Below are 25,204 nucleotides of genomic sequence, written 5' to 3'. Positions count from 1 at the left end.
GTCAGCGCCCCCCTGCCCCGGCCGCGCCGAAGAATTTGAGCTGCACGGCGTAGAGAGTGAGCGTCACCACCAGAAGCACCAGCGCGGCAGCCCCGCCCATGCCCCAGTTGACGAGCGACTGCACGAATTGCGCGATGAGTTCGGCCAGCATCATGTTCGCCGTACCGCCGAGCAGCGCGGGAGTGACGAAGTAACCGAGCGACATGACGAAGACCATCAGCGCGCCGGAGATCATGCCCGGCGCGGCAAGCGGAATAAGAATGCGGATTAGCGCCTGCAAACGCGTTGCCCCACACAGCGCCGCGGCCTGCAGAATGGCCGGGTCGATCTTGCGGATGACGCCATAGAGCGGAATGATGATGAAGGGCAGCATGATATAGGTCATGCCGATGGTGACCCCGGTGAGATTGTTGACCAGCGGCAAAGGCTGATCGATGATGCCAAGGCCCATCAGCGTCTTGTTCACCACACCCGTGCGCTGCAACAGCACCATCCAGGCATAGGTGCGCGCCAGCAGATTGGTCCACATCGAGAGCAACAGAATAGCGAAAACGATGGAGGCAAGCCGCGCCGGCATGATGGCAAGCGCCCAGGCAACGGGAAAGCCGATCACCAGCGACACCACCGTTACCAGCGCCGATACCACGAAGGTATTGAAGAAAATCTTCAGATAGGTGGAGCTGCCCAGCAGTGCCGCATAGTTGCCAAAGCCGAAGACGGGTTCGGTAACGCTGCGCGACAAGAGGATCAGAACCGGAACGACGAAGAACAGGACAAGCAGAACCAGCGCCGGCAGGGTAGCGGCAAAATTGCCGGGCCGGAAGGGCATTCGCGCCCTTGCTTTCGTGCTGACTGTGTCATCGGTTAGCGAGACCATGCCCAAACCTCCCCGGACGTGGAAAATTGCGCGGGTGTTTTCGCTGCCCGCGCCGTTATCTTATTTCGCCTGCCAGGCGTACCAGCGCTCGCCGATTTCATCGCGATGCTGTGCCCAGTAGCTCATATCGGCGTCGACCTGGCTTGCGGTTTGCTGGTCCGGCAGGGTTTTCGCCGTTTCCGGATCCATCAGCTTGGCGGATTCGATATTAACAGGGGCGTAACCCGTCGCGGTCGCCATATCCGCCTGCGCCTGCGCAGAGGTGGCGAGTGCGATGAACTTCATAGCCGCATCCCTGTTCTTCGTTCCCTTGGGCACGACGAGGGAATCCGCTGCGGTGATGTTCTGCTCCCAGGAGGTCGCCACCTTCACGCCGCTTTTCTCAAGCGCCGTCATGCGGCCGTTCCAGACGCTGCCAAAGGGCGCTTCCGCCGATGCTATCAGCTGCTGCGACTGTGCGCCGCCCGACCACCAGATGATATCGGATTTGATCGTATCAAGTTTCTTGAAAGCGCGGTCGAGGTCGAGCGGATAAAGCTTGTCGGCGGCCACACCGTCGGCCAGAAGGGCAGCTTCGATCACGCCCGGTGCGGACCATTTGTAGAAGGTGCGCTTGCCGGGAAACTTTGCCGTGTCGAACAGATCGGCCCAGCTTTTGGGGCAGGCGGCAACGGCATCGACATTGCAGCCGATGACGAAGGAGTAGTAAAAGCTGCCGACGGAATAATCCGTTACGAAACGCGGATCGAGTTTGGTCTTGTCGATGACGGAAAAGTCGAGCTTCTCCAGCAGACCTTTCGGTCCGGCCTGTGCGGCATAGTCGCCTTCGACATCGACCACATCCCATGTCACGCCGTTTGCCTCGACCATGGCCTTCAGCTTGCCATAGTCGGTCGGGCCATCCTGAAGCACATTGATGCCGCTCGACACCATGAATTTTTCGGCCCAGGCCGCCTTCTGGGCGTCCTGCGTGGTTCCTCCCCAGCTGGAAAAGACCAGATCATTCGCCTGTGCGGCTGTGCCGAGGGCGAAAAGTGCTGCGCATGTCGTCAATACCAGTTTCGATCTCATGTTCCCTTACTCCGTTTTAGAGCTTGTCGTTGGCATGCACGTCACAGCCGGCAGCTTTCACCTCAGTGGTGAAAACCGCGCCGGCTTCATTATCTTGTTTTCGGCGACTTCAATGAGGTCACGGATTTTAGGCAGAAACGATAACCAGCGCGGATCGGCCATCAGCTTTGCGCGCCGCTCCTCGCGGTCATCCAGACTGGAAAATGCCCAAATATGGACGATCTCGTTGATTGGGCCGATCTCCGAAAAGAAGTAACCCACCAGTTCGCCGAGGTGGCTTTTCTGAATTTCGATGCCCTCTTCCTCCACGACCTTGAGATAGGCCGGAATGGCGCCGTTCTTCAGCCTGTAGGTTCGTATCTCGTAAAACATCGGCTCACCGCATCACGAAAGGGTCGGGAATCGGGTCGTCAGAGGTGCGCAGCCATATGGTCTTGGTGCGCGTGTAATCGAGCGGCGCCGCAAGCCCGCCTTCGCGCCCATCACCCGAGAGGCCAAAGCCACCGAAAGGCGCAATCGGCGAGACGGCGCGATAGGTGTTTACCCAGACGATGCCGGCGCGGATCGCCTTCATCAGCCGGTGGGCGCGCGTGAGATTTTGCGTGAAGACACCGGAGGCGAGGCCATAGACCGTGTCATTGGCCAGCGCGATGGCTTCCGCCTCGGTTTCAAAGGAAACAACCGAAAGAACGGGGCCGAAGAATTCCTTTTCCATGGAGGGCGAACGGATGCCGTCGCAATCAAGAATGGTCGGCCGATAGAAATAGCCGTCACCATCCAAAGGCTCACCACCGGCAACCACCTTCGCACCGGCATCCACCGAAGCAGAAACCAGTGAGACAATGTGCTGGCGCTGGCGCTCGGTCGCCAATGGCCCCACTTCCGTCGCCATATCCAACGGCGAACCGATGCGGATCGCCTCGGCCTTCCCAGCCAGAATCTGGAGGAAACGGTCCTTGACGCTTCTTTCGATAATCAGCCGCGAGCCGGCGACGCAGCTCTGGCCAGTTGCGGCAAAAATGCCCGCAACCTGCGCATTGGCGGCGCTCTCGAGATCTGCATCGGCGAAAACGAGGATCGGCGATTTGCCGCCGAGTTCCAGCGAAGTGGAGGCGAGATTTTCAGCTGAATTGCGGACGATGTGACGCGCCGTTTCCGGCCCGCCGGTAAAGGCGATATGAGCCACCTTAGGATGGGTGGTGAGCGCGGTACCGCAGGAGGCACCGAAACCGGTGATGATATTGACGACGCCGGCGGGGAAACCGGCCTCATGCACCAGCCGGGCAAATTCCAGCAGTGGCGCCGGCCCATCTTCCGAGGCCTTGACGACGATGGTGCAGCCGGCGGCAAGCGCCGGACCGATCTTGACGGCGGCGAGAAACAGCTGGCTGTTCCAAGGCACAATGGCCGCCACCACGCCAACGGGTTCACGTCGCAGCCAGACATCCATATCCGGCTTGTCGATCGGCAGATAAGCGCCCTCGATCTTGTCGGCAAGCCCGGCATAATAGCGATAATAATCCGCGACATAGGCAATCTGCGCGGAGGTTTCGCGGATGATCTTGCCGGTATCGCGGGTTTCGAGCTCGGCCAGCGTCTTTGCATTTTCCGCAACCAGATCGGCCAACCGGTAGAGCAGCTTGCCGCGCTGTGTCGCCGTCAGTTTCGACCAGGCCACATCTTCGTAAAGTGCCCGGTGCGCGGCATCGACCGCACGGCCGATATCCGCTTCCCGGCTTTCCGGCATTTCGGCCCAGGGCTGACCGCTTGCGGGGTCGAGGCTTGAAAAGCTTGCCTCGCCATCTTCGAAACGTCCGTCGATATAGCACTGAAAACGGCGCATCATCTTACTCCGCAAAAGCCGGCATGACATCGGAAAGGAAACGCTCCAGCGAGGCCTTCTTCCGCTCGAAGCTCATGCCAGTGTCGATCCAGAAGGAATATTCGTCGTAACCCATGGCCTCATAGGCTTTAAGCCGGGTAATGACTTCATCGGCATTGCCGACGACATTGTTCTTGCGCATGACGTCGCCGGAAAGCATGGCGTTTGCCGCGATATCCTCTGGCGCAATGCGCTCGATGAGGCCCTGATGAACAGGCTTTTCGTTTTTGAACCACGCGAAGAAATAATTGTAATAGACACTCATCTCATGCGCCGCTTGCGCGATGTCGACTTCATCCGAGCCGACATAGGTGTGGCGCAGCAGCATGATCTTCGGGCGCTGTTTTTCCGGGTTTTTGGCGCAGGCATCGTTGAAGCGCCCCATCAGGGTTTCCACTTCGTCATCGCCCTGCCAGAGCGGCGTCACCTGCACGTTGCAATCATTGGCGACAGCGAATTCATGGGAATTCGGATCACGCGCCGCCACCCAGATCGGCGGAAAGGGTTGCTGCAACGGCTTGGGGGCGGAGGTGGTGGCCGGAAATTGGAAGAACTCGCCGTCATGGGCATAGTCGCCCGCCCAGACGCCTTTGACGGCCGGGATCAGCTCGCGCATGCGCTGGCCGGCGCCCCAGGCGTCGAGGCCGGGAAGCAGGCGCTCATATTCGAAAGAGTAGGCGCCGCGGGCGATGCCGATATCAAGACGGCCATCGCAGATGAGGTCCGTCATAGCAGCTTCGCCTGCCAGTTTGATCGGGTGCCAGAAAGGCGCGATCACCGTGCCGGTGCCGAGACGCGCCGTCTTCGTGCGGCGCGCGAGATCGGCGATCGTCACGAAGGGGTTGGGGGCAATGGTAAAATCCATGCCGTGATGTTCGCCGGTCCAGATGGCATGCATGCCGCCACGATCGGCGATCTCGCAAAGGGTGACGAACTCCTCATAGAGCGTCTTGTGATCCTGCGAGGCGTCCAGCCGTTCCATATGGACGAAGAGCGAAAATTTCATGGGTTTGCCCCCTTCATGGAAATGGGATGCACCTTGCCGGCGGTCTCGTTGCCGACATAGACACCAAAATTGCCGATGGAACTTTCCAGCGCGAAACGATTGACGATATCCGCCGTCGCGGCGGAATCGAATTTTGTAGAGCCAAGCGCACTCGGCAACAGGAAGCGCCCCTGACGCGGCGCATCATCACCCTCGGCAAGTGCGTGGTAGACGATATGCTGGCGTCCATCCGCCTTGTTTTCATAAACGGAGTAGAGAAAGCCGGTCCTGACGGAGAGGCCCGTCAGTTCCTCAAGGCGCGACGTCAACGCCGCAACGGGATCGCCGCCTGCAACGACGCAGCCGGGCAACGACAGCACATCATCGCCAACGAGGTAAATCTCTCCGCGCCGTTCCAGCACCGCGCCAACGGCAATTTCGCCCTCTGCTGCCGCCGAGACCGCCTTGGCGGCCAGCATCGGCGTGAAATAACCGCCCCGCGCATAACCGAGACCGTTCAGGCCGCTATTGTCGAAAGCACCGATGCGCCCGAGCAGGATGACATGATCACCCGCCTCGATAACCTCCTGCATGGAACACTCAAACCAGGCCGCAACATCAGCGAAGACAGGCGATCCCTGCGGCGCATCCGACCAGGCGGCGGCGGCGAAACGATCCTCCACCGGACGAGCGAAGGTGTTGGACAGGTCCTTCTGGTTTTCCGACAGAATATTGACGGCGAAGTTTTTCGCGCCGGTCATCGTCGCGAAGTTGCGCGAGGTGCGGGCAAGGCAGATCAAAAGCAGGGGCGGATCGAGCGAAACGGAAGTGAAGGAATTTGCGGTAAAGCCAACGGGCTTTCCCGCGTCATCCCGCGTGGTCACGATCGTTACTCCCGTCACGAAAGCGCCGAATGCGTCGCGCAAAGCGCGCGGGTCAAGGGTTGCAACAGTCATTGCGGCTCCTCCTCAATAGCCAGCCATTCGGCCATCAGTGCATTGACAGTTTCAGGGGCGGTCAGATTGACCATGTGCCGGTGCGCCTCAACGATGCGAGCGTAACCGCGTGGCGTGATCGCCGCCATCTGCTCGGCCATCAGCGGCGTCGAATTCGGATCGTCGGAACCGGTCAGGAAGAGCGCGGGGCAAGCGACCGAAGGCCAGCGATCCGCATAGGTCTCATCCCCACCAGCAAAGGCCGTGTAGGCAACCGCGTAACCTTCGGGATCGACCATTTCCAGCCAGCCGCGAGTCAGTTCCCGCGCGTGCTGGCTCTTGGCGTCATCGCCGAACCAGCGCAGCAGCGGGCCTTCCTTGTCCACGCCCTCGGTGCGGATTGCCGCCGCACGGGCAAGCACCGCTGCTTTCGCCACCGGGTCACGGCGATAGACGCCGTTCAGGTAACCGACGCGCGCAATGCGATCTCCGAAGGTTGCGGCCGCTCCACCGGAAATCAATGCGCCCATGGAATGGCCGGCAACATTGGCGCGTGCGATCCGCATATCGTCAAGAAATCGGCTGAACCAGCCGACAAAATCCGTAAGCGTGCTGCCTGCAGCCAAGCACGCGCTACCGCCATGGCCCGGCATATCGACCGCGATAACGCGGTGTGTTCTGGAAAAAACTTCGATCTGCGGTTCCCAAGCTTCAAGCCGCATGCCGACGCCGTGGATGAGGATCAGGTCCTCACCCGCACCGGCCTCGAAGTAAGCCGCCCCGCCCTCGGTCGTCTTGCGAGGGAGCGCGGCAGCACCTGCCTTTGCAACATTGACCCGTGAGGTGGTGGCGGCCTCCTGCATTACATCACCCTCAAACGCCGGCCGGGTTGGCAACATCCTGACCGAGATCCTGCAGATCCTGGTAACGGTCGCCAATACGGTGGTGGGGCCGGCCGCCAACCGAAGCACCGAGCGCAACGACGATCTCATCGGCGGCCGGGGCATCGGGAATGGCAGTCTGAATGGTCAGATAATGCGAACGGCGGCCTTCGTCGTTCTTGTCCATCAATGGAATCATGATCGGCGCATTGCCCGGACCACGGGTGTTACAGAAGGCCAGATAAGATTTCGCGCCGACCGCCTGGCGATAGTGATTGCCGAACCGCAGCGTGTGAATGAGCGCAGATGCATGCTCGATCTCACCGTCGAGACCGACAACCGCCGCCTTGCCATAGGCCTCCACCGCCTCGCCCGAGCCGACGGCATCGAGGATCATCTTCGTCAGCAACTCACCGAGCACCGGCGCGCCCGCATGGATTTCCGGCTTCAGGTTTTCCACGAAGCCTTTGCCTGCCCAGGGGTTTTTCACGACCGCAATCGCGCTGAACAGCTTCAAGGGCGTAGCGGCAGTCTTGCCTCCCTCAATCAACGTCGTTTCGACCTGCAGCAAGGTCTTGCGGATCTGGATGGACATGGGCGTTCTCTCCGTAAATATGATGTCTTATGGTATGCCATAATACATTGCTGTCAAGGGTCAGGTGATTTTCGTTTGAAAAATCAAAAATCTTTAAATTTAACAACGTGTTATGACTTAAAATTCCGCGATGCGTCCGTCATAGGCAAGCTCATACAGACGCGTCATTTCGGCAACTGTGGGCACCCGGGGGTTATTTGCCGGCGTGCCGGAAGCGAGGCCCTGGCGCACCATTTCCGGCAACAGTTCGAGATAGCGGCTCCTGTCGATGCCGAACTCTTGCGGGGTCGGCACCTTCAGCCGCCTGTTCAGGCCGATGAAGGCCTCCACCAGCTTCGTGCCGGCAATCTGGTCGCTATCCGCCGCGCTGGCACAACCCAGCGCGCGGGCGGCGGCGGCATAATGCGGCAAAGCGGAATTCAGCGAAAACTGCGTGACCAGTGGCAGCACCATCGCATTCGACATGCCATGTGGCACATGGAAAAAAGCACCGACCGGCCGGCTGAGACCATGGATCAGCGCAGTCGATGTATTGGAGACGGCAAGCCCGGCATGGGTTGCGCCCAGCATCATCGCTTCACGCGCATCCCGGTCATCAGGATTATCAGCCACCTTCTCAAGATTTGCCCCGATCAGCTTCAACGCGGAAAGCGCCAGCGCTTCGGAATGGGCATTGCCGTTGCGATTGACCAGCGCCTCCAGCGCATGGGTCAGCGCATCGATGCCAGTATCGACGGTGACGCGGTAAGGGCAGCTCAGCGTCAGCTCGTAATCGATGATGGCGGCGACCGGCAAAGCTGCGGTACCGAGGATCAGCATTTTTTCGCTCGCGACCGTATCGGTGACGACGGCGGCGCGTGTCACTTCCGATCCGGTGCCAGCGGTGGTGGGGATAGCAATCACCGGCATGACGGCGAAATCCACGATCCGCGGCACCTTCAGTGCACGCAAGTCTTCACCGCTGGTCGCGACGATGGCGCCTGCCTTTGCGGTATCCATGGCGCTACCACCGCCGAGGGCGACAAGACCATCATGACGACCGTCGGAAATGCGCTTCACCAAAGCAGCGATCGATATGTCCGTGGGGTCCTCAACGACCTCGGAGAAAATGGCGCCGTCTATGCCTTCGCCTGGAAGCGCCTGCAAAAGCGCATCGGCATGGCCGAGCTTCTGCATCACGGGGTCACAGACGAGCAGAGGGCGATTAACCCCGAGCGATTTCAGCATGGCAGGCAATCGGAAACGGCTGCCGCCGCCGATCAACATTTCGCGGGGCATCAGGACACGGTTTATCATTGCAGTTCTCCGCCACTCTCATTCTGCGTTGTTCGGAACGGCCGAAGGCCATATGGCCTGAAGCGGAATATGGTTATCCCGCTCAGGCCGACATGAGCCTAGTGCGCCAGGATTTTCGACAGGAACGAGCGGGCGCGCTCCGTCTTCGGATGGGTGAAGAAGCTCTCGCCCTCACCGATCTCAACGATCTCGCCGCCATCCATGAAGACGATGCGGTCCGCCACCTTGCGGGCAAAACCCATCTCGTGGGTTACCACCATCATCGTCATGCCCTCTTGTGCCAGCGAAACCATGACGTCGAGCACCTCGTTGATCATTTCCGGATCGAGCGCCGATGTCGGCTCATCGAACAGCATGGCGACCGGGTCCATCGCCAGCGCGCGGGCAATGGCAACGCGCTGCTGCTGGCCACCCGACAATTGGCCGGGATATTTCTTGGCATGCGCCGTCAACCCCACCCGTTCGAGAAGGGCATTTGCCTTGGCAAGCGCTTCCGCCGGCGAACGGCCCAGAACCTTCTCCTGCCCGATGCAGAGATTTTCAAGGATCGTCATATGCGGGAAAAGTTCGAAATGCTGGAACACCATGCCCACCTTGGAGCGTAGTTTCGGCATATCGGTCTTAGGATCTGTCACCTCCACACCATTGACCGTGATGACGCCGTTGCCAATCGTCTCCAGCGCATTGACGCATTTGATCAGCGTCGATTTGCCGGAACCGGAAGGCCCGCAGATCACGACGACTTCCCCCTTGGCGACATTCAGGCTGCAATTGGTCAGAACCTGAAAATTCGGGCCGTACCATTTGTTGACGGATTGTAGTTCGATCATGCTGATTGCTTGCGACATCGGACCGCTCCTTAATGCACGTCAGTCGACATGGGGCCATAGGCCTTGCCGAACCGCTTTTCGATCCGGCGCTGGATCAGTTCCCAGGCGGTCGTCATGGCGAGGTAATAAAGGGCTGCGACCATAAAGAGCTCGAGAACCAGGAACTTTTCCTGAATGAGCACCTGCGTGCGGCGCAGAAGCTCTTCCATGGAAATGATCGAGGCGATCGACGTCGTTTTGAGCACGCCGTTGACGGAATTGCCAAGCGGCGGAATGATGATGCGGAAGGCCTGAGGCGCAACGATGTAACGCATCACCTGCGCCTCGGTCATGCCGATGGCGCGGGCCGCGTTGATCTGGCCCTTTGGAACGGCGGCGATGCCTGCCCGGACGATTTCCGACAGATAGGCGGCCTCGCAGAGCGACAGGCCGATCAGCGTTGATTGCAGAACCGTCAGCTTGATGCCGATCTGCGGCAGACCGGTATAGATGATGATGAGCTGCACCAGAAGCGGCGTGCCGCGAAAGATCCAGGTGTAGAAATAGGCCGGCCCGGACAGGAACCGGTATTTCGACATGCGCATCACCGCGATGACAAAGCCCAGTGCAAGACCCGCCGTCATGGCAAAAACCGTGAGGCCGAGCGTCACCAGCGCGCCCTCGAACAGATAATAATTCGTCAGATATTCGAAGAAACCTTCCCAGTTCCAACCCTTCACGTCTTTCTCCAATTCATGCGGGAACGGTCGCGGCGAGAGCTTTCCCGCCGCGATGACTGTTCAGATGGATGGAATTCAGCCTTCCGGGCCGAGAACGGCGAGATCGCCCGGCGCAATGCTGACGCCATAACCGCCCATCAGCTTCTCGAGCGCGCCATCGGCCTTCATCTCCTTCAGAGCGGTTGAAACGGCGTCGGCGACGTCCTTGTTGCCGAAGGAAAGCGAGCCGGGTGTAGGATACATGCCGGAAAGCGCATGGGTGAATTCGCCGCGGTCCTGATATTGTTTGGCAACCGGATCGATCGATACCGCCGCCTGCACCTGGCCGGCGCGCAAGGCCTGATAAACCGTCGCGTAGTTGTCGAACAGGTTGATGGTCATTGGCGCCAGACCGCGCTTCTTGAAGTCTTCGTTCAGTTCCTTGATCTTGCGCTCGGCATAACCGCCAATATCGGTGCTGACGGCCTTGCCGGCGAGATCATCGACCTTGGTGATAGGCTCGGACGCGCCGACCGCCGTGGAAATGCTGATGGCGAGGTTTTCATAGGGGATCATGAACAGGATCTTGCGCCGCTCTGCCGTCACGAACAGGCCGGCATTGATCATGTCCCAGCGGCCACCCTGCAGGCCCGGCACCATGGTCGCATATTCGGTGCTGATATATTCCGGCTTTAGGCAAAGCCGTTTGGCGATCTCATAGCCCAGTTCGATGCGCAATCCCTTCAATACGCCCTGCTGATCGGCATAGGCCATGGGCGGCAGGGTCGGGCTGGTGGCCATCACCAGGTGGCCGGGCTTGATGAGATGATCGTCGGATATCTTCGGCGTGCAGTCCTGAGCGACGGCGGCACCGGCAAAAAGAGTGATGGCAACGCCCGCCATAAAGGCTTTGGCGCGCACGGCTGTGCATTTCCGGGAAATCGGATTCCAGTTCATATTAAGCTCCGCTCTTTATATTATTTATTATGGCATACCATCACACCAAACGGTTTGCCCTGTCAAGAAGCGGTCGATGATTTTTCTAACATATTGAAAAATAACGATAAAATCAAAAAAGCATAAGCTTGCGGCTCCCGGCAGGGCAACCGCAAGAATAAGACAATAGAGTGCCGAAAACCGTCAGTCGGCGGCTTTCTGCGCCGTGAGAACAGCTTCGGCGATGGCGCAAGCACTCGTGACGTGATCGAGCGCGGCTTTGTAGGCGGCGTCCCCGTCACCCTTTCGGATCGCCTCAACAATCTTTTCCATCTGCGCCGGACCGTCGGTGTCCCGGCTTTTCGTCTTGATGGTCATGGAGCGCAGATGGTTGATCCGAACCGTCAGCAGATTGACGACGCCCCAGGCGACATGCCGGTCGATCTTGCTGAACAGCGTCTGGTAAAAGGACGAAGTATGCGCCAGCACGCCTGGCATATCCTTCGCAACATAACTTTCGCGGATGTGCTTCAGCGAAACTTCCAGCGCCTCGACGATGGCGGGATCGCGACGTTCGGCGCAAAGGCGCGCCGCCATTCCCTCCAGCGCACCGCGAATTTCGTAGATCTGCTTGGCCTCATCGAGATCGAGCAGCGCGACCATCGGACCCTTGTTCGGCAGGTTCGCCACCAGCCCTTCGGATTCCAGATGCCGCAGAACCTCGCGCACGATGGTGCGGGAAACACCGAGCTGGGCACAGAGATCACGTTCCACGAGACGGTCTCCCGGACGAAAGTACCCGTTCACGATGGCGTCCCGCACCTTGTCGAGCGCGAGTTCCCTCAGCGTCTTCGTCGGACGTTCAACGCGAATGGCAGTTCCCTGCAAAGCACCGGTCATGGTATCACCTCGTCTGGCACATCCCGCCTGCGCTCGCCGCACGCAGAAGCGGGTTCTGGCTCTTGATATTATGGCGTACCAACTTATTTAGCCGCGCATCATGTTTATGGCAACAGCAGACGTGCGGCAGGACCACCTGCCGTAGCGCCATAAAACCTTATCCCATTCTTTCCGAGGCATAGGAGCCGGGACCGGGAGGAAACACCACGGTTCGACTGCCGTTGATGAAGGTGCGATGGTGGATATGCGCGTGAATGGCGCGCGCCAGCACCTGCGCTTCCACATCGCGGCCAAGCGACACATAGTCCTCAGCACTCTGGGCATGGGTGATGCGCACGATATCCTGCTCGATGATCGGGCCTTCATCCAGATCCGCAGTCACATAATGCGCAGTCGCACCGATCAGCTTCACGCCGCGCTGATAAGCCTGCTTGTAGGGGTTGGCGCCCTTGAAGGATGGCAGGAAGGAGTGGTGGATATTGATGATCTTTCCCGACATCGCCTCGCACATCCTGTCGGAAAGCACCTGCATGTAACGGGCGAGCACGATGAGTTCCGTTCCGGTGCTTTCGGCGATATCCATGATCCGGGCTTCGGCCTGCGGCTTGTTTTCCTTGGTCACCGGAATGTGGTGGAAGGGAATGTCGTGGTTGACGACGACCTTCTGGTAATCGAAGTGATTGGAGACGACGCCAACAATATCGATCGGCAGAGCCCCGATACGCCAGCGGTACAGCAGGTCATTCAGGCAGTGGCCGAAGCGCGAGACCATCAGCAGAACCTTCATCCGCTCGGACAGGTCGTGCAACGCCACCTCCATGCCGAATTTTTCGGAGATCGGCGCAAGCCCGGCCATGAGCGCATCGCGCTTTGCCCCCTCTTCGGAGATAAATCCCACACGCATGAAGAAGCGGCCCGTACCCAGATCGTCGAACTGCGAGCTGTCGACGATGTTGCAGCCTTTGTCGGCCAGAAAGCCGGAAAGGGCGGCGACGATGCCACGGGTGGACTTGCATGTTACGGTCAGGACGAAATTCGTCATCTGGCGTTCTCTCTGTCATTAATAAGGGAAAAACCCGCGCTGTTTGACCAGCGCGGGAAGGGCCGCAAGGGCGGCGGGGAAAACCGAACTCAGACGTCGAGGGTGGTCTGATGCTCCCAGGCGGTGAACTGCGCGCAATAGCTGTTCCACTCACCCTGCTTGAGCTTGAGATAGGCTTTGGAGAATTCGACGCCCAGCGCCTGCTGCAATTCCGCATCCCTCTCATATTCGCGCAACGCATCGAGAAGATTGAGCGGCAGCTTCGGGGCATCCGTGACCTTGTGGCCTTCGCGATACATGTCGATATCGTAGTGCGGACCGGGATCGGCCTTGGAACGGACACCGGAAAGGCCGGCGGCGATGATGATGGCCTGCAGCAGATAGGGGTTCACCGCGCCATCCGGCAGGCGCAGTTCAAACCGCCCCGGCCCCGGTACGCGCACCATATGGGTGCGGTTATTCCCGGTCCATGTCACCGTATTCGGCGCCCAGGTAGCGCCCGAAATGGTGCGCGGTGCGTTGATGCGCTTGTAGGAATTGACCGTCGGATTGGTAACCGCTGCAAGAGCCGACGCATGTTTCATGATGCCGCCAAGAAACGTCTTGCCTTTGGCGGAAAGCCCAAAAGGCATTGCCTTGTCGGCAAAGGCGTTGATCTTGCCGTCGAGATCCCAGACCGAGATATGGGCATGGCAGCCATTGCCGGTCAGCCCCTTGAACGGTTTCGGCATGAAGGTGGCGCGCAGCCCATGCTTTTCAGCAACCGATTTGACCATGAACTTGAAGAAGGAATGTTTGTCGGCGGTCTGCAGCGCATCATCATATTCCCAGTTCATCTCGAACTGGCCATTCGCATCCTCATGGTCGTTCTGGTAGGGTTTCCAGCCCAGCTCCAGCATGTAATCGCAAATCTCGGCGATCACATCGTAACGGCGCATCACCGCCTGCTGGTCGTAGCACGGCTTTTCCGCCGTGTCGTATTCGTCGGAGATTTTCGCGCCATCCGGCGAGATCAGGAAAAATTCCGGCTCAACACCGGTCTTGACCCTTAACCCCTCGCCCGCTGCTTCCGCGATGAGTTTTTTCAGGACCACACGCGGCGCCTGTTCCACCGGCTGGTCTTCCATGACGCAATCGGCAGCGACCCAGGCGACATCCTTTTTCCAGGGCAGCTGGATGACCGACGAAGCATCGGGCACGGCGAAAAGATCAGGATGGGCCGGCGTCAGATCGAACCAAGTGGCGAAACCGGCAAAACCTGCGCCGCCCTTCTGCATATCGGCGATCGCTTCTGCCGGAACCAGCTTGGCGCGCTGGCCGCCGAAGAGATCGGTATAGCTGATCATGAAATATTTGATGCCCTTTTCGGCAGCAAATTTGGAGAGGTCCAGTGTCACGTCATTCCCCTTTTTTTGGTATCAGACACTTCATCGAAAAAAGACGGACACATCCTCCCAAATGCGTCCGTCCGATTTTTGTGTTTTAAAAGCTGCCTTTCCCCGGGAACCAGTTCGTTCCCGCCAGCGGAACCTGCGCCATTGCCGCAGCCTCCATCGTCAGCGCCACCAGATCTTCCGGCTCCAGATTGTGGAGATGGTTCTTGCCGCAGGCGCGCGCGATGGTCTGCGCCTCCAGCGTCATGACCTTCAGATAATTGGCAAGGCGGCGGCCGGCGGCGACGGGATCGAGACGCGCGGCAAGCTCCGGGTCCTGCGTGGTGATGCCGGCGGGGTCTTTGCCCTCATGCCAGTCATCATAAGCGCCTGCCGTTGTGCCGAGCTTCTGATATTCCGCTTCCCAATGCGGATCATTATCGCCGAGCGCCACCAGCGCCGCCGTTCCAATCGCAACCGCATCGGCGCCGAGCGCCAGCGCCTTGGCGACGTCAGCACCCGAACGAATGCCGCCGGAGACGATCAGCTGCACCTTGCGGTGCATGCCGAGATCCTGAAGCGCCTGCACGGCGGGGCGAATGCAGGCAAGTGTGGGCATGCCGACATTTTCGATGAAGACATCCTGCGTGGCGGCCGTGCCGCCCTGCATGCCATCCAGCACCACCACATCGGCACCGGCCTTCACCGCCAGCGCCGTGTCGTAATAGGGCCGCGCGCCGCCGACCTTGATGTAGATCGGCTTTTCCCAGTCGGTAATTTCGCGCAGTTCGAGGATCTTGATTTCGAGATCATCAGGGCCGGTCCAGTCAGGGTGACGGCAGGCGGAGCGCTGATCGATACCCTTCGGCAGGTTGCGCATATTGGCGACGCGATCGGAAATCTTCTGGCCAAGCAACATGCCGCCGCCGCCCGGTTTCGCACCCTGGCCGACAACGACCTCGATGGCGTCCGCACGGCGCAGGTCTTTCGGGTTCATGCCATAACGCGAGGGCAGATACTGGTAAACCAGCGTCTGGCTGTGGCCGCGCTCCTCATCCGTCATGCCGCCATCGCCTGTCGTGGTGGAGGTGCCGGCGATTGTCGCGCCACGGCCGAGCGCTTCCTTGGCGTTGCCTGACAGAGCGCCGAAGCTCATGCCGGCAATGGTAATCGGCGTTTTCAGCGTGATCGGCTTTTTGGCGAAGCGCGTGCCGAGCGTAACTGTCGTATCGCATTTCTCGCGATAACCCTCGAGCGGATAACGCGAGATGGACGCGCCGAGAAAGAGGAGATCGTCGAAATGCGGGACCTTGCGCTTGGTGCCCGCACCGCGAATATCGTAGATGCCGGTCGCAGCCGCGCGGCGGATTTCCGCCAGCGTGTGATCGTCGAATGTCGCGGATTTGCGCGGCGGGGTGAAGGGGTTGTGATAGCTCATCGGAAAATCCCTCGCCTCAATACGCGTCGGCGTTGTCGATGTTGAAATTGTAGAGCGTGCGGGCCGAGCCGTAGCGCTTGAATTCACTGGGGCTGACATCGGTGACGCCGGCCTTTTCCAGAAGTTCGGCAAGCTTCTCCAGATGTTCAGGCCGCATTTCCTTCTCGATGCAATCGGCACCCAGGCTCTTCACGGAACCGCGCACGAAAAGCTTCGCTTCATAAAGGGAATCGCCCAGCGCATCGCCCGCATCGCCGCAGACGACGAGATGGCCGGACTGGCCCATGAAGGCGGACATGTGGCCGATATTGCCCTTCACGACGATATCGATGCCCTTCATGGAAATGCCACAGCGGGAAGCGGCATTGCCCCTGATGACAAGAAGCCCGCCGCGGCCTGTGGCGCCGGCATATTGCGAGGCGTCGCCCTCGATGACGACCGTGCCGGACATCATGTTCTCAGCGACACCCGGTCCGGCCGAGCCGTGCACGGTGACGGTGCCGCCATCATTCATGCCGGCGCAATAATAACCAACCGAACCGTGGACATCGACCGTCACAGGACTGTCGATACCCACCGCGACGGCATGGTGGCCGCGCGGATTGACGACCTCGAATTCGGTGTCGTTCGCGCCCGAGGAAAGACCGTGGAGCGCCTTGTTGAGTTCACGCAGTGGCGTGTGGGAGAGATCGAAAACTGGCATGGATTATGACTTTCAAAACAGGCGCCGATGACGGGTCTCAGGCGGCCTTTTCATGGTCCCAGAAATAGACGGTCGCCGGTTCAGGCTCCCAGACACGGGCATTTTCGATGCCGGGCAGATTGACCAGAGCGCGATACTCAGAGCCGAAAGCGACATATTGGTCGGTCTCGGCCATGACAGCAGGCTTGCAGGCGATGGGATCACGCACCACCCCGAAACCGGATTTGGTGCCGACGACGAAGGTGAAGAAACCGTCGAGGTCATCGAGCGCGCCGGTCAACGCCTCGCCCAGATCCTTGCCCTTGGCCATTTCCGCCGTGAGATAGGCGGCGGCCACTTCCGAGTCGTTCTGGGTCTCGAAGCTCATGCCCTCGCGTACCAGTTCGCGGCGCAGATTATTGTGGTTGGAGAGCGAACCATTATGCACCAGGCACTGGTCGGCGCCGGTGGAGAAGGGATGCGCACCAAGCGTCGTCACCGCCGATTCCGTCGCCATGCGGGTATGGCCGATGCCGTGGGTGCCGGCCATGGAGCGCACGTCAAAACGGGTGACGACATCCTTCGGAAGACCGGTTTCCTTGTAGATTTCGACGCTGTCGCCGGAACCCATCACGCGCACATTCGGGCGGATTGCGGAAAGAACCGCGCGGATCCCATCCAGCTTTTCGGCGGGAATATCGAGGACCGCGTGGGTGCTTTTCACTGTGACCGAAGCATCGACGCCATTTCCCTTCAACGCTTCGGTTAGATCGGAGAAATCGGCAGCCGGATCGGCCGACTGTATGGTCACTTTCGCCCGGCCATCGGCAACACTTCCGTAGATCGCGATGCCGGCCGAATCCGGGCCGCGATCGGTCATCGTGACCAGCATATCCGAAAGCAGCTGACCGAGCTGCGGTTCAAGGCTTTTATCTTTCAGGAATAGTCCAACAATGCCGCACATCGACAGGCACCTCCATTCGTTTCTGAATGAAGGGCTAACATATGGAATTCCATTCCGTCAACTATCAGGAATATTTTTTTCTTCTAAGGCAAAATACACGCTATGAATCATAGCGAGGTATGTCCATGAAAGCTGTGGGCTTTTCGTGGAAAAGAGAGGCGATTTTTCCCAGTGTACTCTGCTGAACAAAATCGTTCACCAATGCGGGTTCAACATTTGGATGCCAAGTACCACGCAGCCCTGCACCATTTAAATCCTCTTCCTTCGAAGCTAAAAAGGCAGCAACAAGGCCTAAATTCTTTGAACCTCGAGCGGACTTCATTTTCCCCATGGTACGCTCCATGAGGTCAATTGGCATCCAGTCCACATTCATTTCGGGCAACATCTTGCAATTGCCAAACTCATCCAAAATTTCAGCGATACCCATGGGCCGCCAAGCATGCTTAGGGCTCTCATCCGAGACAATTAGGTGCGCTACTGCAACGTAGGGAAATCCCATCTTCAGTAGGCCATCCGCTTGCGTCATGCCCATAGAATTTGGAGATCTACCTTGGTTGAAGAAAGAAGCCCTGACTACTTTGACTTCGATAACCAATATTTGGTCCAAAACCAGGACATCATCTTGATACGGAATAACAAGTATATCTATGTCACCAGGCTTACGTATACCCATATTCAATTCGTCAGTAGGCACAACCAATGACACAAACACACCACTTCCCACACCCATTCTGCAAAAATATTGAGGACAAAGGCCGCTGTAGACTAACCCAAAGAGATATCGATTTGTGACAAGAGAAACTGTAAGAAGTAACTCATGCCTTTCTTTGACGTAGGAATGGGGGAGAACGTATGCCAATTCGCCCGAGCGAAGGTATTTGGGTCTCCTAATGATTTTTCGAAGCACATAACCTCCTAGCCTTCTCAAAGGACTACTGGTCTCCCGCACCTCTCTGCGGGTAGGAAATGATCGACAGATAACGGGCGGGAAGCTTCACCAACTCCTCCGGGCCGTGCGGCGCATCGGCGTCAAAAAACAGGCTGTCGCCGGCCTGCATAGTGAAAAGCTGCTCGCCGTGACGGTAAACCACTTCGCCTTCCAGCATGTAGAGAAACTCCATGCCCTCATGCTGGAAGGTCGGAAACACATCCGAGTCTTTGGTAAGCGTGATGAGATAGGGTTCGACGGTAACGCCGCTGGTATTGTTGTCGATATGGCCGAGCAGGCTGTATTGATGACCGGCGCGAGTGCCTCTGCGGTCAATGTTCACGCCCTGCCCCGCCTTGACGAAGGTGGCGCTGCGCGGTTCCTCGAAACCGCGGAAGAAGGCCGTGATCGGCACCCCCAGCGCCTTGGAGAGCGTCTGCAACGTGGTGAGCGACGGGGAGATATTGCCGTTTTCGATCTTGGAGAGCATGCCCACGGAGACCCCGGTGGCGGATGCGAGATCGGTGACCGTGATGCCGAGTTTCTTGCGATAGGCGCGCACCTCATGGCCGATCGCCATTTCCAGATTGTTGACCCTCGGCTCACGAACGGCATGCGGATCCTGCGACAGGAACTGCGCTTGTTCGGTCTTGGGGGTGTCCTTCGCCATGGGGTTCTCCGGCATTATCGTGTTTTCTCTTCCTTACAGGAAAACTATTTTAATTCGGAGGAAATCTTTATCCGCAGTGCATTCGGTGTGTGACCAAAGCGAGCCTTGAAGCTTCCTGAAAAATGCCCCGCACTGGAGAAGCCTGTCGCGAAGGCAACTTCCGCGATGGAAAGAGGACTTTGCTCCAGAAGTCGCCGGGCGTGATCGAGGCGGATCGCGCGATATGTTTCCAGAAACGTCGTTTTCAGATGGGTTGCGAAAAGCCGGTCGAGGTGACGCGCGCTGGTTCCTGCCAGCTTCGCCATGGTTTGCCGGTCGAGCGGGCTTTCAATGGTCGTTTCCATTTTTTCCAGCACGGTCAGTAGAGCCGGATGGTTGGTGCCATGGCGTTCCGCCGAGGAGCCACGCTGCGGCGCGCCGGGTTCGGCCACCGCCGTGTGCAGATACCAGTCACTGACGCGCCTTGCGAAATGAGCGCCCATTCTCTGCGAAATCATCGCATGCATCATGTCGAGGGGGGCAACGCCGCCAGCGCAGGTGATGCGGTCTCCATCGAAAACAAACCGCGCCTGTCGAGGCGTGAGATGGCCAAAGGCCTCTTTCAGCACCGGCGCATGCTCCCAGTGAATCGTGAAATCGCGGTTTTCCAGCAATCCCGCCGCTGCCAGCACATAGGCGCCGCTGGAAATGCCCCCAATCCTGACACCCTGCCGCGCCAGCCGCCGTAACGTCCCGTAGGAATTTTCCGCAACGGTCCAGTCCTGCGGTCCGCCGCCCGCGCAGACGAAAATCGTGTGGCATCGCTCCCCTCCGGCGGCGAGTGCCTCGCAGCCAACAATGATGCCGGACGAACTCCTGACGGCTTCCCCGTCGAAAGACAGGGGAACCACGTCGTAAAGATCGGTTCCGGCGATCAGATTGGCGGCCCGTAGCGGCTCCGCCGCCGAGGCGTAGGACATCAACGCAAAATTCGGAACCAGGATGAAACCAATGCGCTGGGCGTTCTTCTGCTCGATTGTCGTCATGTCTCTTTTTTAAATCATAATGTCCCTAATCTGCAATGATCTTTCGAACGACGTCGATAAGCTTGCACGATATCGTTCGAGGTACGCCAGATGCGCTATTCCGCCTTTTCCATTTTCAAGAACGGCCTTTTTGGCAACAAAGCGTGGAAGCCCGCATGGCGGGATGTGTCACCGAAACCGCATTATGACGTCATCATCGTTGGCGGCGGCGGGCATGGGCTGGCGACGGCCTATTACCTTGCCAAGGAATTTGGCGTCACCAATATCGCAGTGCTGGAAAAAAACTACATCGGCTCCGGCAATGTCGGCCGCAACACCACAATCATCCGCTCCAATTACCTGCTGCCGGGCAACAACCCATTCTACGAGCTCTCGATGAAGCTGTGGGAAGGGCTGGAGCAGGATTTCAATTTCAACGCCATGGTTTCCCAGCGCGGCGTGCTGAACCTCTTCCATTCGGATGCGCAGCGCGATGCCTATACAAGGCGCGGCAATGCCATGCGGCTGCACGGTGTCGATGCTGAACTTCTGGATCGCGGCTCGGTCAAGGCAATGCTGCCGTTTCTCGATTTCGACAATGCCCGCTTTCCAGTTCAGGGCGGGTTGCTGCAAAGGCGCGGCGGCACCGTGCGGCATGATGCCGTGGCCTGGGGTTATGCACGCGGTGCAGACAGCCGAGGCGTCGATATTATCCAGGGCTGCGAAGTGACGGGCATTCGCCGCGAAAACGGCAGTGTCGTGGGTGTCGAGACCAACAGGGGTTTCATCGGCTGCGGCAAGCTGGCGCTGGCGGCAGCGGGCAATTCATCGCAGGTGGCCGCCATGGCCGGGCTGAAACTGCCGATCGAAAGCCATGTGCTGCAGGCTTTCGTCTCGGAAGGCCTGAAACCCTTCATCGATGGCGTCGTCACCTTTGGCGCAGGCCATTTTTACGTTTCGCAATCGGACAAGGGCGGCCTCGTTTTCGGTGGCGATATAGACGGCTACAATTCCTATGCCCAGCGCGGCAATCTTGCGACGGTCGAACATGTGGCGGAAGCCGGCAAGGCGATGATACCGGCACTTTCCCGCGTCCGGGTTCTGCGCTCCTGGGGCGGCATCATGGATATGTCGATGGACGGTTCACCGATCATCGACCAAACCCCAATCGACAATCTCTACCTGAATGCCGGCTGGTGTTACGGCGGCTTCAAGGCGACGCCCGCTTCCGGTTTCTGCTTCGCCCATCTTCTCGCACGCGGCACACCGCAGGAAACGGCGACCGCATTTCGGCTGGATCGTTTCCGGCATGGATACCTCATCGATGAAAAGGGCCAGGGCGCCCAGCCCAACCTTCACTAAATCTGTAGCGGGATTTCAGGCGAAAAACCGCTCACACTTTTCGCCATCCCGCTATCTGGCGGATCAAGGACATCTGAAATGGCAAGTCTCGTGCCCTGCCCGCATTGCGGGCCAAGACCCAAGGAAGAATTCACCATCAAGGGTGCCGCCCTTCAGCGGCCGGCGGCGGATGCCGGCGCCGATGAATGGTTCGATTATGTCTATCTGCGCGACAATCCGCGCGGCGCCTATGAGGAATATTGGCACCATACCTCCGGTTGCCGCCGCTGGCTGATCGTCGCCCGCGACACGGTCACCCATGAGATATCCGCCTGCCGAGATGCCGCCGGAGAGAAGGAAGTGACAAGCCCATGACATCCAGCCGCCTGAAGACCGGCGGTCTGATTGACCGCACCCAGCCGCTTTCCTTCACCTTCGATGGCAAGGTGATGCAGGGTTTCGAAGGCGACAGCCTCGCCTCCGCCCTGCTCGCCAATGGCCAGCAACTCGTCGGCCGCAGCTTCAAATACCACCGCCCGCGCGGCATATTGACAGCGGGTGCCGCCGAGCCGAACGCCCTGATGACCATCGGCAGCGGTGGCCGTACCGAGCCGAACACGCGCGCCACCATGCAGGAGCTTTATGCCGGGCTGGAAGCGAGAAGCCAGAACCGCTGGCCCTCAGTCGATTTCGATATCGGCGCATTGACCGGCCTTCTTTCGCCCTTCCTCGGCGCGGGTTTCTATTACAAGACCTTCATGTGGCCCGCCGCCTTCTGGGAAAAAATCTACGAGCCCTTCATCCGCAAAGCCGCCGGTCTCGGCAAGGCGAGTTACGAGGCGGATCCGGATACCTATGACAAATGCTGGGCGCATTGCGATCTGCTGGTGATCGGTTCCGGCGCGGCGGGGCTGGCCGCTGCCCTTGCTGCAGGACGTCATGGTGCGCGCGTCATCATTGTCGATGAACATTCCATGGCAGGCGGCGGGCTCCTTTCCGAAACCGCGATCATCGGCGGCAAGAGCGCTGCCGATTTCGCGGCGCAATGTGTCGCCGAACTCGAAGCCTTGCCGAATGTGACGGTGCTGACGCGCACCACTGCCTTCGGCTGGTACGACGGCAATGTCTTTGGCGCGCTGGAGCGTGTGCAAAAACATGTGGCCCACCCGCAAGCGCATGTGCCGGTGGAGCGCCTGTGGCGCATCGTCGCCAAGCGTGCGCTGCTCGCCGCCGGCACGGAAGAACGGCCGCTGGTCTTCGGGGGCAATGATATTCCCGGTGTGATGATGGCCGGCGCCATGCGCAGTTATCTCAACCGTTATGCCGTAAGCCCCGGCACGGCGACGGCGATTTTCACCACCAACGACAGCGGTTATGCGCTCGCCCGCGATCTGGAAGCACACGGTGTCACCCTCGCCGCCATCATCGATAGTCGCGAGCAGGGTAATCCGGGCTACGAAGGCACGGCGCGTGTTATCAAAGGTGGAGTCGTCTCGAATGCAAAAGGCGGCAAGGCGCTGTCCGCCATAGAGATTTATGCCAATGGCCGCACGGAGAGCATGAATATCGAAACGCTGGCCATGTCGGGCGGTTTCAGCCCCATCATCCATCTTGCCTGCCATCGCGGTGGAAAACCGGTCTGGTCAGAAGACAATGTTGCCTTCCTTGCACCCGCCAGTCTCAAGGGGCTCGAACTCGCCGGAGCGGTGTCCGCGATAAACGGCATCGCCGCCTGCCTTGAGGATGGCGCGCGAAAGGGCGCGGCGCTTGCTCAGGATCTCGGTTTTGCAGCGACCACACCGACATTCGGCGTCGTGGAAAACGATGTCGTCGCCCAGCCCGCAAAGGCGCCCTGGTCCATCCCCGGCATCAAGGCCAAAGCCTTTGTCGATTACCAGAATGATGTCCATCGCAAGGATCTTGGCCTTGCCGTCAACGAAGGTTACGGCCATGTCGAACTGGCCAAGCGTTATACGACAAACGGCATGGCGACCGATCAGGGCAAGCTTTCCAACGTCAATGCCATCGGGCTGCTGGCCGAGGCGCGCGGCGTTTCCCCGGCAGATGTCGGCACCACCACCTTCCGGCCGTTCTACACACCCGTCTCCTTTGGCGCACTGACGGGAGCCTATCACGGTCAGCATTTCCAGCCTGTGCGCAAATCGCCGCTGCATGGCTGGGCCGAAAAGAATGGGGCCATCTTCGTTGAAACCGGGCTCTGGTATCGCTCCTCCTGGTTTCCCCGCAGCGGCGAAAACGGCTGGCGGGAAAGCGTTGACCGCGAAGTTCTGAATGTGCGGGAAAATGCGGGCCTCTGCGATGTATCGATGCTCGGCAAGATCGAGATTTGCGGCAAGGACGCCGCCGAATTCCTCAACCGGGTTTATTGCAACGCTTTCCTGAAACTGCCGGTCGGCAAGGCGCGATATGGCCTGATGCTGCGTGAAGATGGCATGATCTATGATGACGGAACCACCAGCCGGCTGGAGGAAAACCGTTTCTTCATGACGACCACCACGGCCTATGCGGCAAGCGTCATGAACCATCTGGAATTCTGCGCGCAGGCACTCTGGCCGGATCTCGACGTGCGGCTTGCCTCCGTCACCGACCAATGGGCGCAGATGGCGATTGCCGGGCCGAAGGCGCGTACCATTCTGCAAAGAATCCTCGATGAGGATATTTCCGATGAGGCCTTCCCCTTTCTTGCGGCCAAAGAAATCTCGCTGTTTGGCGGGCAATTGCACGGGCGCCTGTTCCGGATTTCCTTCTCCGGCGAACTGGCCTACGAGCTCGCCGTCCCCGCCGGTTACGGTGAAAGCATTGCCGATGCGCTGATGGAGGCGGGCAAGTCCGAGAACATCATGCCTTATGGCGTTGAGGCACTCGGTGTGCTGCGCATCGAGAAGGGCCACGTCACCCATAACGAGATCAATGGCACGGTGGTGCCCGCCGATCTCGGCTTTGCCAAAATGGTCTCTGCCACCAAGGCCGATTTCATCGGCCGGCGGATGCTGGAGCGCGAGGGGCTTTCCGCCGCCGACCGTCCGAGCCTCGTCGGCGTCGTGCCGCTTGATAAAAACCAGTCCTTCCGCACCGGCTCGCATATTCTTGCGAAGGATGCAGCGGCAACGCTGGAGAACGATCAGGGTTATGTGACCTCCAGCGCGTTCTCACCCCATCTCGGTTCCACCATCGGCCTCGCCCTCGTCAAGAATGGCCCCGCGCGGCATGGCGAGGAAGTCGTGGTCTGGAACGGTCTGCGCAATGAATTCACCGCCGCGCGCCTGTGCAATCCGGTTTTCTTCGACCCTGAGAACGAGAAGCTCCATGTCTGATTTCAAGCCTGATTTCAAATCTGGTTTCCGGCCGACCCTCCGCCCGGTGCTGGGCAAAAAGGGAGCAATTGCTTCCACCACCATCAAGCTCTCTCCCCTGCCGGAAGGCGCAATCATCCATGTGCTGGCCGCGCCCGACGCAGCGGATATGGAAGTCCGCCTGTCCAGTCTCGCAAAAGGCGATGTGCGGGCGGTCTCTCCCGGCCAGTGGTTCATCGTCGGCGAACAGCCGCTCTCTCACGCGGACATGAAGACGTTTCTTGCGGCGCTTGAACCGCAGGCAACGGGTGTGGACCAGAGCCAGGGGCGCATACGAATCCGAATCGAAGGCAGAATGGCCGAGCGGGTGCTGGCAAAAGGAACGGCGGTCGATCTTTCCATCGCCGCTTTTCCGGTGGGACGCTCCGCCACGACGCTGATCGGCCATATCGCCGCCCATCTCACCCGGCTTGACGGGCCGGTGTTCGAAGTCATCGTTTTGCGCGGTTTTGCCGAAAGCCTGTGGGACGATCTTGCCCGGATGAGCCTCGAATTCCAGTGA

Annotated in this window: 25 protein-coding genes; 4 read left to right on the top strand and 21 right to left on the bottom strand. The window is 59.2% G+C overall.

What is annotated here, in order from left to right; all coding sequences use genetic code 11:
• Position 1: 1 nt before the first annotated feature.
• From AKG12_RS14890 to AKG12_RS14790, 21 genes are all read right to left on the bottom strand, one after another.
• Positions 2-829, bottom strand: coding sequence for an ABC transporter permease (locus tag AKG12_RS14890; RefSeq protein WP_046800038.1), 828 nt, complete (start codon positions 827-829; stop codon positions 2-4).
• A gap of 108 nt (positions 830-937) precedes the next feature.
• Complete coding sequence (locus AKG12_RS14885) at positions 938-1,948, bottom strand: ABC transporter substrate-binding protein (protein WP_046799971.1); 1,011 nt, start codon at positions 1,946-1,948, stop codon at positions 938-940.
• A 57-nt stretch (positions 1,949-2,005) separates the two neighbouring features.
• Entirely contained in the window at positions 2,006-2,320 is a 315-nt protein-coding gene (locus AKG12_RS14880) for an NIPSNAP family protein (protein ID WP_046799972.1), read from the bottom strand.
• 4 nt (positions 2,321-2,324) lie between these two features.
• Positions 2,325-3,791: an aldehyde dehydrogenase gene (locus AKG12_RS14875; RefSeq protein ID WP_052819680.1), complete on the bottom strand. Its 1,467-nt coding sequence runs from the start codon at positions 3,789-3,791 to the stop codon at positions 2,325-2,327.
• A 4-nt stretch (positions 3,792-3,795) separates the two neighbouring features.
• Positions 3,796-4,836 (bottom strand): LLM class flavin-dependent oxidoreductase, encoded by a 1,041-nt coding sequence (locus tag AKG12_RS14870; protein WP_052819410.1) that lies wholly within the window; start codon positions 4,834-4,836, stop codon positions 3,796-3,798.
• Entirely contained in the window at positions 4,833-5,771 is a 939-nt protein-coding gene (locus AKG12_RS14865) for a flavin reductase family protein (RefSeq protein WP_052819409.1), read from the bottom strand. Before AKG12_RS14865 ends, AKG12_RS14870 begins: the two co-directional genes overlap by 4 nt.
• A complete protein-coding gene (locus AKG12_RS14860; RefSeq protein ID WP_052819408.1) occupies positions 5,768-6,613 on the bottom strand; it encodes an alpha/beta fold hydrolase in 846 nt (281 codons plus the stop codon). Before AKG12_RS14860 ends, AKG12_RS14865 begins: the two co-directional genes overlap by 4 nt.
• Before the next feature lie 10 nt (positions 6,614-6,623).
• Positions 6,624-7,226, bottom strand: coding sequence for an amino acid synthesis family protein (locus tag AKG12_RS14855; RefSeq protein WP_046799976.1), 603 nt, complete (start codon positions 7,224-7,226; stop codon positions 6,624-6,626).
• 117 nt (positions 7,227-7,343) lie between these two features.
• A complete protein-coding gene (locus AKG12_RS14850) occupies positions 7,344-8,522 on the bottom strand; it encodes an iron-containing alcohol dehydrogenase (protein ID WP_052819407.1) in 1,179 nt (392 codons plus the stop codon).
• A gap of 98 nt (positions 8,523-8,620) precedes the next feature.
• On the bottom strand, positions 8,621-9,352 hold the full coding sequence (locus tag AKG12_RS14845; RefSeq protein ID WP_082178889.1) for an amino acid ABC transporter ATP-binding protein: 732 nt from the start codon (positions 9,350-9,352) through the stop codon (positions 8,621-8,623).
• A 29-nt stretch (positions 9,353-9,381) separates the two neighbouring features.
• Entirely contained in the window at positions 9,382-10,071 is a 690-nt protein-coding gene (locus AKG12_RS14840) for an amino acid ABC transporter permease (protein ID WP_046799979.1), read from the bottom strand.
• Between the two features lie 75 nt (positions 10,072-10,146).
• A complete protein-coding gene (locus tag AKG12_RS14835) occupies positions 10,147-11,007 on the bottom strand; it encodes a transporter substrate-binding domain-containing protein (protein WP_052819405.1) in 861 nt (286 codons plus the stop codon).
• 183 nt (positions 11,008-11,190) lie between these two features.
• A complete protein-coding gene (locus AKG12_RS14830) occupies positions 11,191-11,886 on the bottom strand; it encodes a GntR family transcriptional regulator (protein ID WP_046799980.1) in 696 nt (231 codons plus the stop codon).
• A gap of 157 nt (positions 11,887-12,043) precedes the next feature.
• Positions 12,044-12,928 carry a formyltetrahydrofolate deformylase gene (purU, locus tag AKG12_RS14825; RefSeq protein WP_052819404.1) on the bottom strand — a complete coding sequence of 295 codons (885 nt, stop codon included), beginning with the start codon at positions 12,926-12,928 and terminating at the stop codon, positions 12,044-12,046.
• An 89-nt stretch (positions 12,929-13,017) separates the two neighbouring features.
• Positions 13,018-14,325 (bottom strand): type III glutamate--ammonia ligase, encoded by a 1,308-nt coding sequence (gene glnT / locus AKG12_RS14820; RefSeq protein ID WP_052819403.1) that lies wholly within the window; start codon positions 14,323-14,325, stop codon positions 13,018-13,020.
• Between the two features lie 85 nt (positions 14,326-14,410).
• On the bottom strand, positions 14,411-15,739 hold the full coding sequence (locus tag AKG12_RS14815) for an FMN-binding glutamate synthase family protein (protein ID WP_046799983.1): 1,329 nt from the start codon (positions 15,737-15,739) through the stop codon (positions 14,411-14,413).
• A 16-nt stretch (positions 15,740-15,755) separates the two neighbouring features.
• Positions 15,756-16,442 (bottom strand): GltB/FmdC/FwdC-like GXGXG domain-containing protein, encoded by a 687-nt coding sequence (locus tag AKG12_RS14810; protein WP_052819402.1) that lies wholly within the window; start codon positions 16,440-16,442, stop codon positions 15,756-15,758.
• Positions 16,443-16,479: 37 nt separating this feature from the next.
• The gene (locus AKG12_RS14805) at positions 16,480-17,385 is read right to left on the bottom strand and encodes a class II glutamine amidotransferase (protein WP_052819401.1); all 906 of its coding nucleotides are present in this window, start codon (positions 17,383-17,385) and stop codon (positions 16,480-16,482) included.
• Between the two features lie 100 nt (positions 17,386-17,485).
• Entirely contained in the window at positions 17,486-18,292 is an 807-nt protein-coding gene (locus AKG12_RS14800) for a hypothetical protein (RefSeq protein WP_156316057.1), read from the bottom strand.
• A gap of 25 nt (positions 18,293-18,317) precedes the next feature.
• Entirely contained in the window at positions 18,318-18,998 is a 681-nt protein-coding gene (locus AKG12_RS14795; protein WP_052819399.1) for a helix-turn-helix domain-containing protein, read from the bottom strand.
• Between the two features lie 29 nt (positions 18,999-19,027).
• On the bottom strand, positions 19,028-20,008 hold the full coding sequence (locus tag AKG12_RS14790; protein ID WP_052819398.1) for a GlxA family transcriptional regulator: 981 nt from the start codon (positions 20,006-20,008) through the stop codon (positions 19,028-19,030).
• 90 nt (positions 20,009-20,098) lie between these two features.
• Here AKG12_RS14790 and AKG12_RS14785 point away from each other — a divergent pair, with 90 nt between their 5' ends.
• The 4 genes from AKG12_RS14785 to soxG all read left to right on the top strand — a co-directional run bounded on the left by AKG12_RS14785 (position 20,099) and on the right by soxG (position 25,204).
• Positions 20,099-21,349, top strand: coding sequence for a sarcosine oxidase subunit beta family protein (locus AKG12_RS14785; RefSeq protein ID WP_052819397.1), 1,251 nt, complete (start codon positions 20,099-20,101; stop codon positions 21,347-21,349).
• 78 nt (positions 21,350-21,427) lie between these two features.
• The gene (locus AKG12_RS14780; protein ID WP_052819396.1) at positions 21,428-21,703 is read left to right on the top strand and encodes a sarcosine oxidase subunit delta family protein; all 276 of its coding nucleotides are present in this window, start codon (positions 21,428-21,430) and stop codon (positions 21,701-21,703) included.
• Positions 21,700-24,663 (top strand): sarcosine oxidase subunit alpha, encoded by a 2,964-nt coding sequence (locus AKG12_RS14775; protein ID WP_052819395.1) that lies wholly within the window; start codon positions 21,700-21,702, stop codon positions 24,661-24,663. Before AKG12_RS14780 ends, AKG12_RS14775 begins: the two co-directional genes overlap by 4 nt.
• Positions 24,656-25,204 carry a sarcosine oxidase subunit gamma family protein gene (gene soxG, locus AKG12_RS14770; RefSeq protein ID WP_052819394.1) on the top strand — a complete coding sequence of 183 codons (549 nt, stop codon included), beginning with the start codon at positions 24,656-24,658 and terminating at the stop codon, positions 25,202-25,204. Before AKG12_RS14775 ends, soxG begins: the two co-directional genes overlap by 8 nt.

The sequence above is a fragment of the Agrobacterium sp. SUL3 genome (assembly GCF_001263295.1).
Taxonomy (GTDB): domain Bacteria; phylum Pseudomonadota; class Alphaproteobacteria; order Rhizobiales; family Rhizobiaceae; genus Agrobacterium; species Agrobacterium tomkonis.
This window is presented reverse-complemented; position numbering and strand designations above follow the sequence as displayed.

Bases quoted from the DNA above. Each gene is read 5' to 3' on its own strand.
- AKG12_RS14835 (WP_052819405.1), bottom strand. From the start codon at position 11,007: ATGAACTGGAATCCGATTTCCCGGAAATGCACAGCCGTGCGCGCCAAA.
- soxG (WP_052819394.1), top strand. From the start codon at position 24,656: ATGTCTGATTTCAAGCCTGATTTCAAATCTGGTTTCCGGCCGACCCTC.
- AKG12_RS14860 (WP_052819408.1), bottom strand. From the start codon at position 6,613: ATGCAGGAGGCCGCCACCACCTCACGGGTCAATGTTGCAAAGGCAGGT.
- AKG12_RS14855 (WP_046799976.1), bottom strand. From the start codon at position 7,226: ATGTCCATCCAGATCCGCAAGACCTTGCTGCAGGTCGAAACGACGTTG.
- AKG12_RS14865 (WP_052819409.1), bottom strand. From the start codon at position 5,771: ATGACTGTTGCAACCCTTGACCCGCGCGCTTTGCGCGACGCATTCGGC.
- AKG12_RS14885 (WP_046799971.1), bottom strand. From the start codon at position 1,948: ATGAGATCGAAACTGGTATTGACGACATGCGCAGCACTTTTCGCCCTC.
- AKG12_RS14880 (WP_046799972.1), bottom strand. From the start codon at position 2,320: ATGTTTTACGAGATACGAACCTACAGGCTGAAGAACGGCGCCATTCCG.
- AKG12_RS14890 (WP_046800038.1), bottom strand. From the start codon at position 829: ATGCCCTTCCGGCCCGGCAATTTTGCCGCTACCCTGCCGGCGCTGGTT.
- AKG12_RS14845 (WP_082178889.1), bottom strand. From the start codon at position 9,352: ATGATCGAACTACAATCCGTCAACAAATGGTACGGCCCGAATTTTCAG.
- AKG12_RS14810 (WP_052819402.1), bottom strand. From the start codon at position 16,442: ATGCCAGTTTTCGATCTCTCCCACACGCCACTGCGTGAACTCAACAAG.
- AKG12_RS14850 (WP_052819407.1), bottom strand. From the start codon at position 8,522: ATGATAAACCGTGTCCTGATGCCCCGCGAAATGTTGATCGGCGGCGGC.
- AKG12_RS14815 (WP_046799983.1), bottom strand. From the start codon at position 15,739: ATGAGCTATCACAACCCCTTCACCCCGCCGCGCAAATCCGCGACATTC.
- AKG12_RS14870 (WP_052819410.1), bottom strand. From the start codon at position 4,836: ATGAAATTTTCGCTCTTCGTCCATATGGAACGGCTGGACGCCTCGCAG.
- purU (WP_052819404.1), bottom strand. From the start codon at position 12,928: ATGACGAATTTCGTCCTGACCGTAACATGCAAGTCCACCCGTGGCATC.
- AKG12_RS14775 (WP_052819395.1), top strand. From the start codon at position 21,700: ATGACATCCAGCCGCCTGAAGACCGGCGGTCTGATTGACCGCACCCAG.
- AKG12_RS14875 (WP_052819680.1), bottom strand. From the start codon at position 3,791: ATGCGCCGTTTTCAGTGCTATATCGACGGACGTTTCGAAGATGGCGAG.
- AKG12_RS14790 (WP_052819398.1), bottom strand. From the start codon at position 20,008: ATGACGACAATCGAGCAGAAGAACGCCCAGCGCATTGGTTTCATCCTG.
- AKG12_RS14785 (WP_052819397.1), top strand. From the start codon at position 20,099: ATGCGCTATTCCGCCTTTTCCATTTTCAAGAACGGCCTTTTTGGCAAC.
- AKG12_RS14780 (WP_052819396.1), top strand. From the start codon at position 21,428: ATGGCAAGTCTCGTGCCCTGCCCGCATTGCGGGCCAAGACCCAAGGAA.
- AKG12_RS14830 (WP_046799980.1), bottom strand. From the start codon at position 11,886: ATGACCGGTGCTTTGCAGGGAACTGCCATTCGCGTTGAACGTCCGACG.
- AKG12_RS14795 (WP_052819399.1), bottom strand. From the start codon at position 18,998: ATGCCGGAGAACCCCATGGCGAAGGACACCCCCAAGACCGAACAAGCG.
- AKG12_RS14805 (WP_052819401.1), bottom strand. From the start codon at position 17,385: ATGTGCGGCATTGTTGGACTATTCCTGAAAGATAAAAGCCTTGAACCG.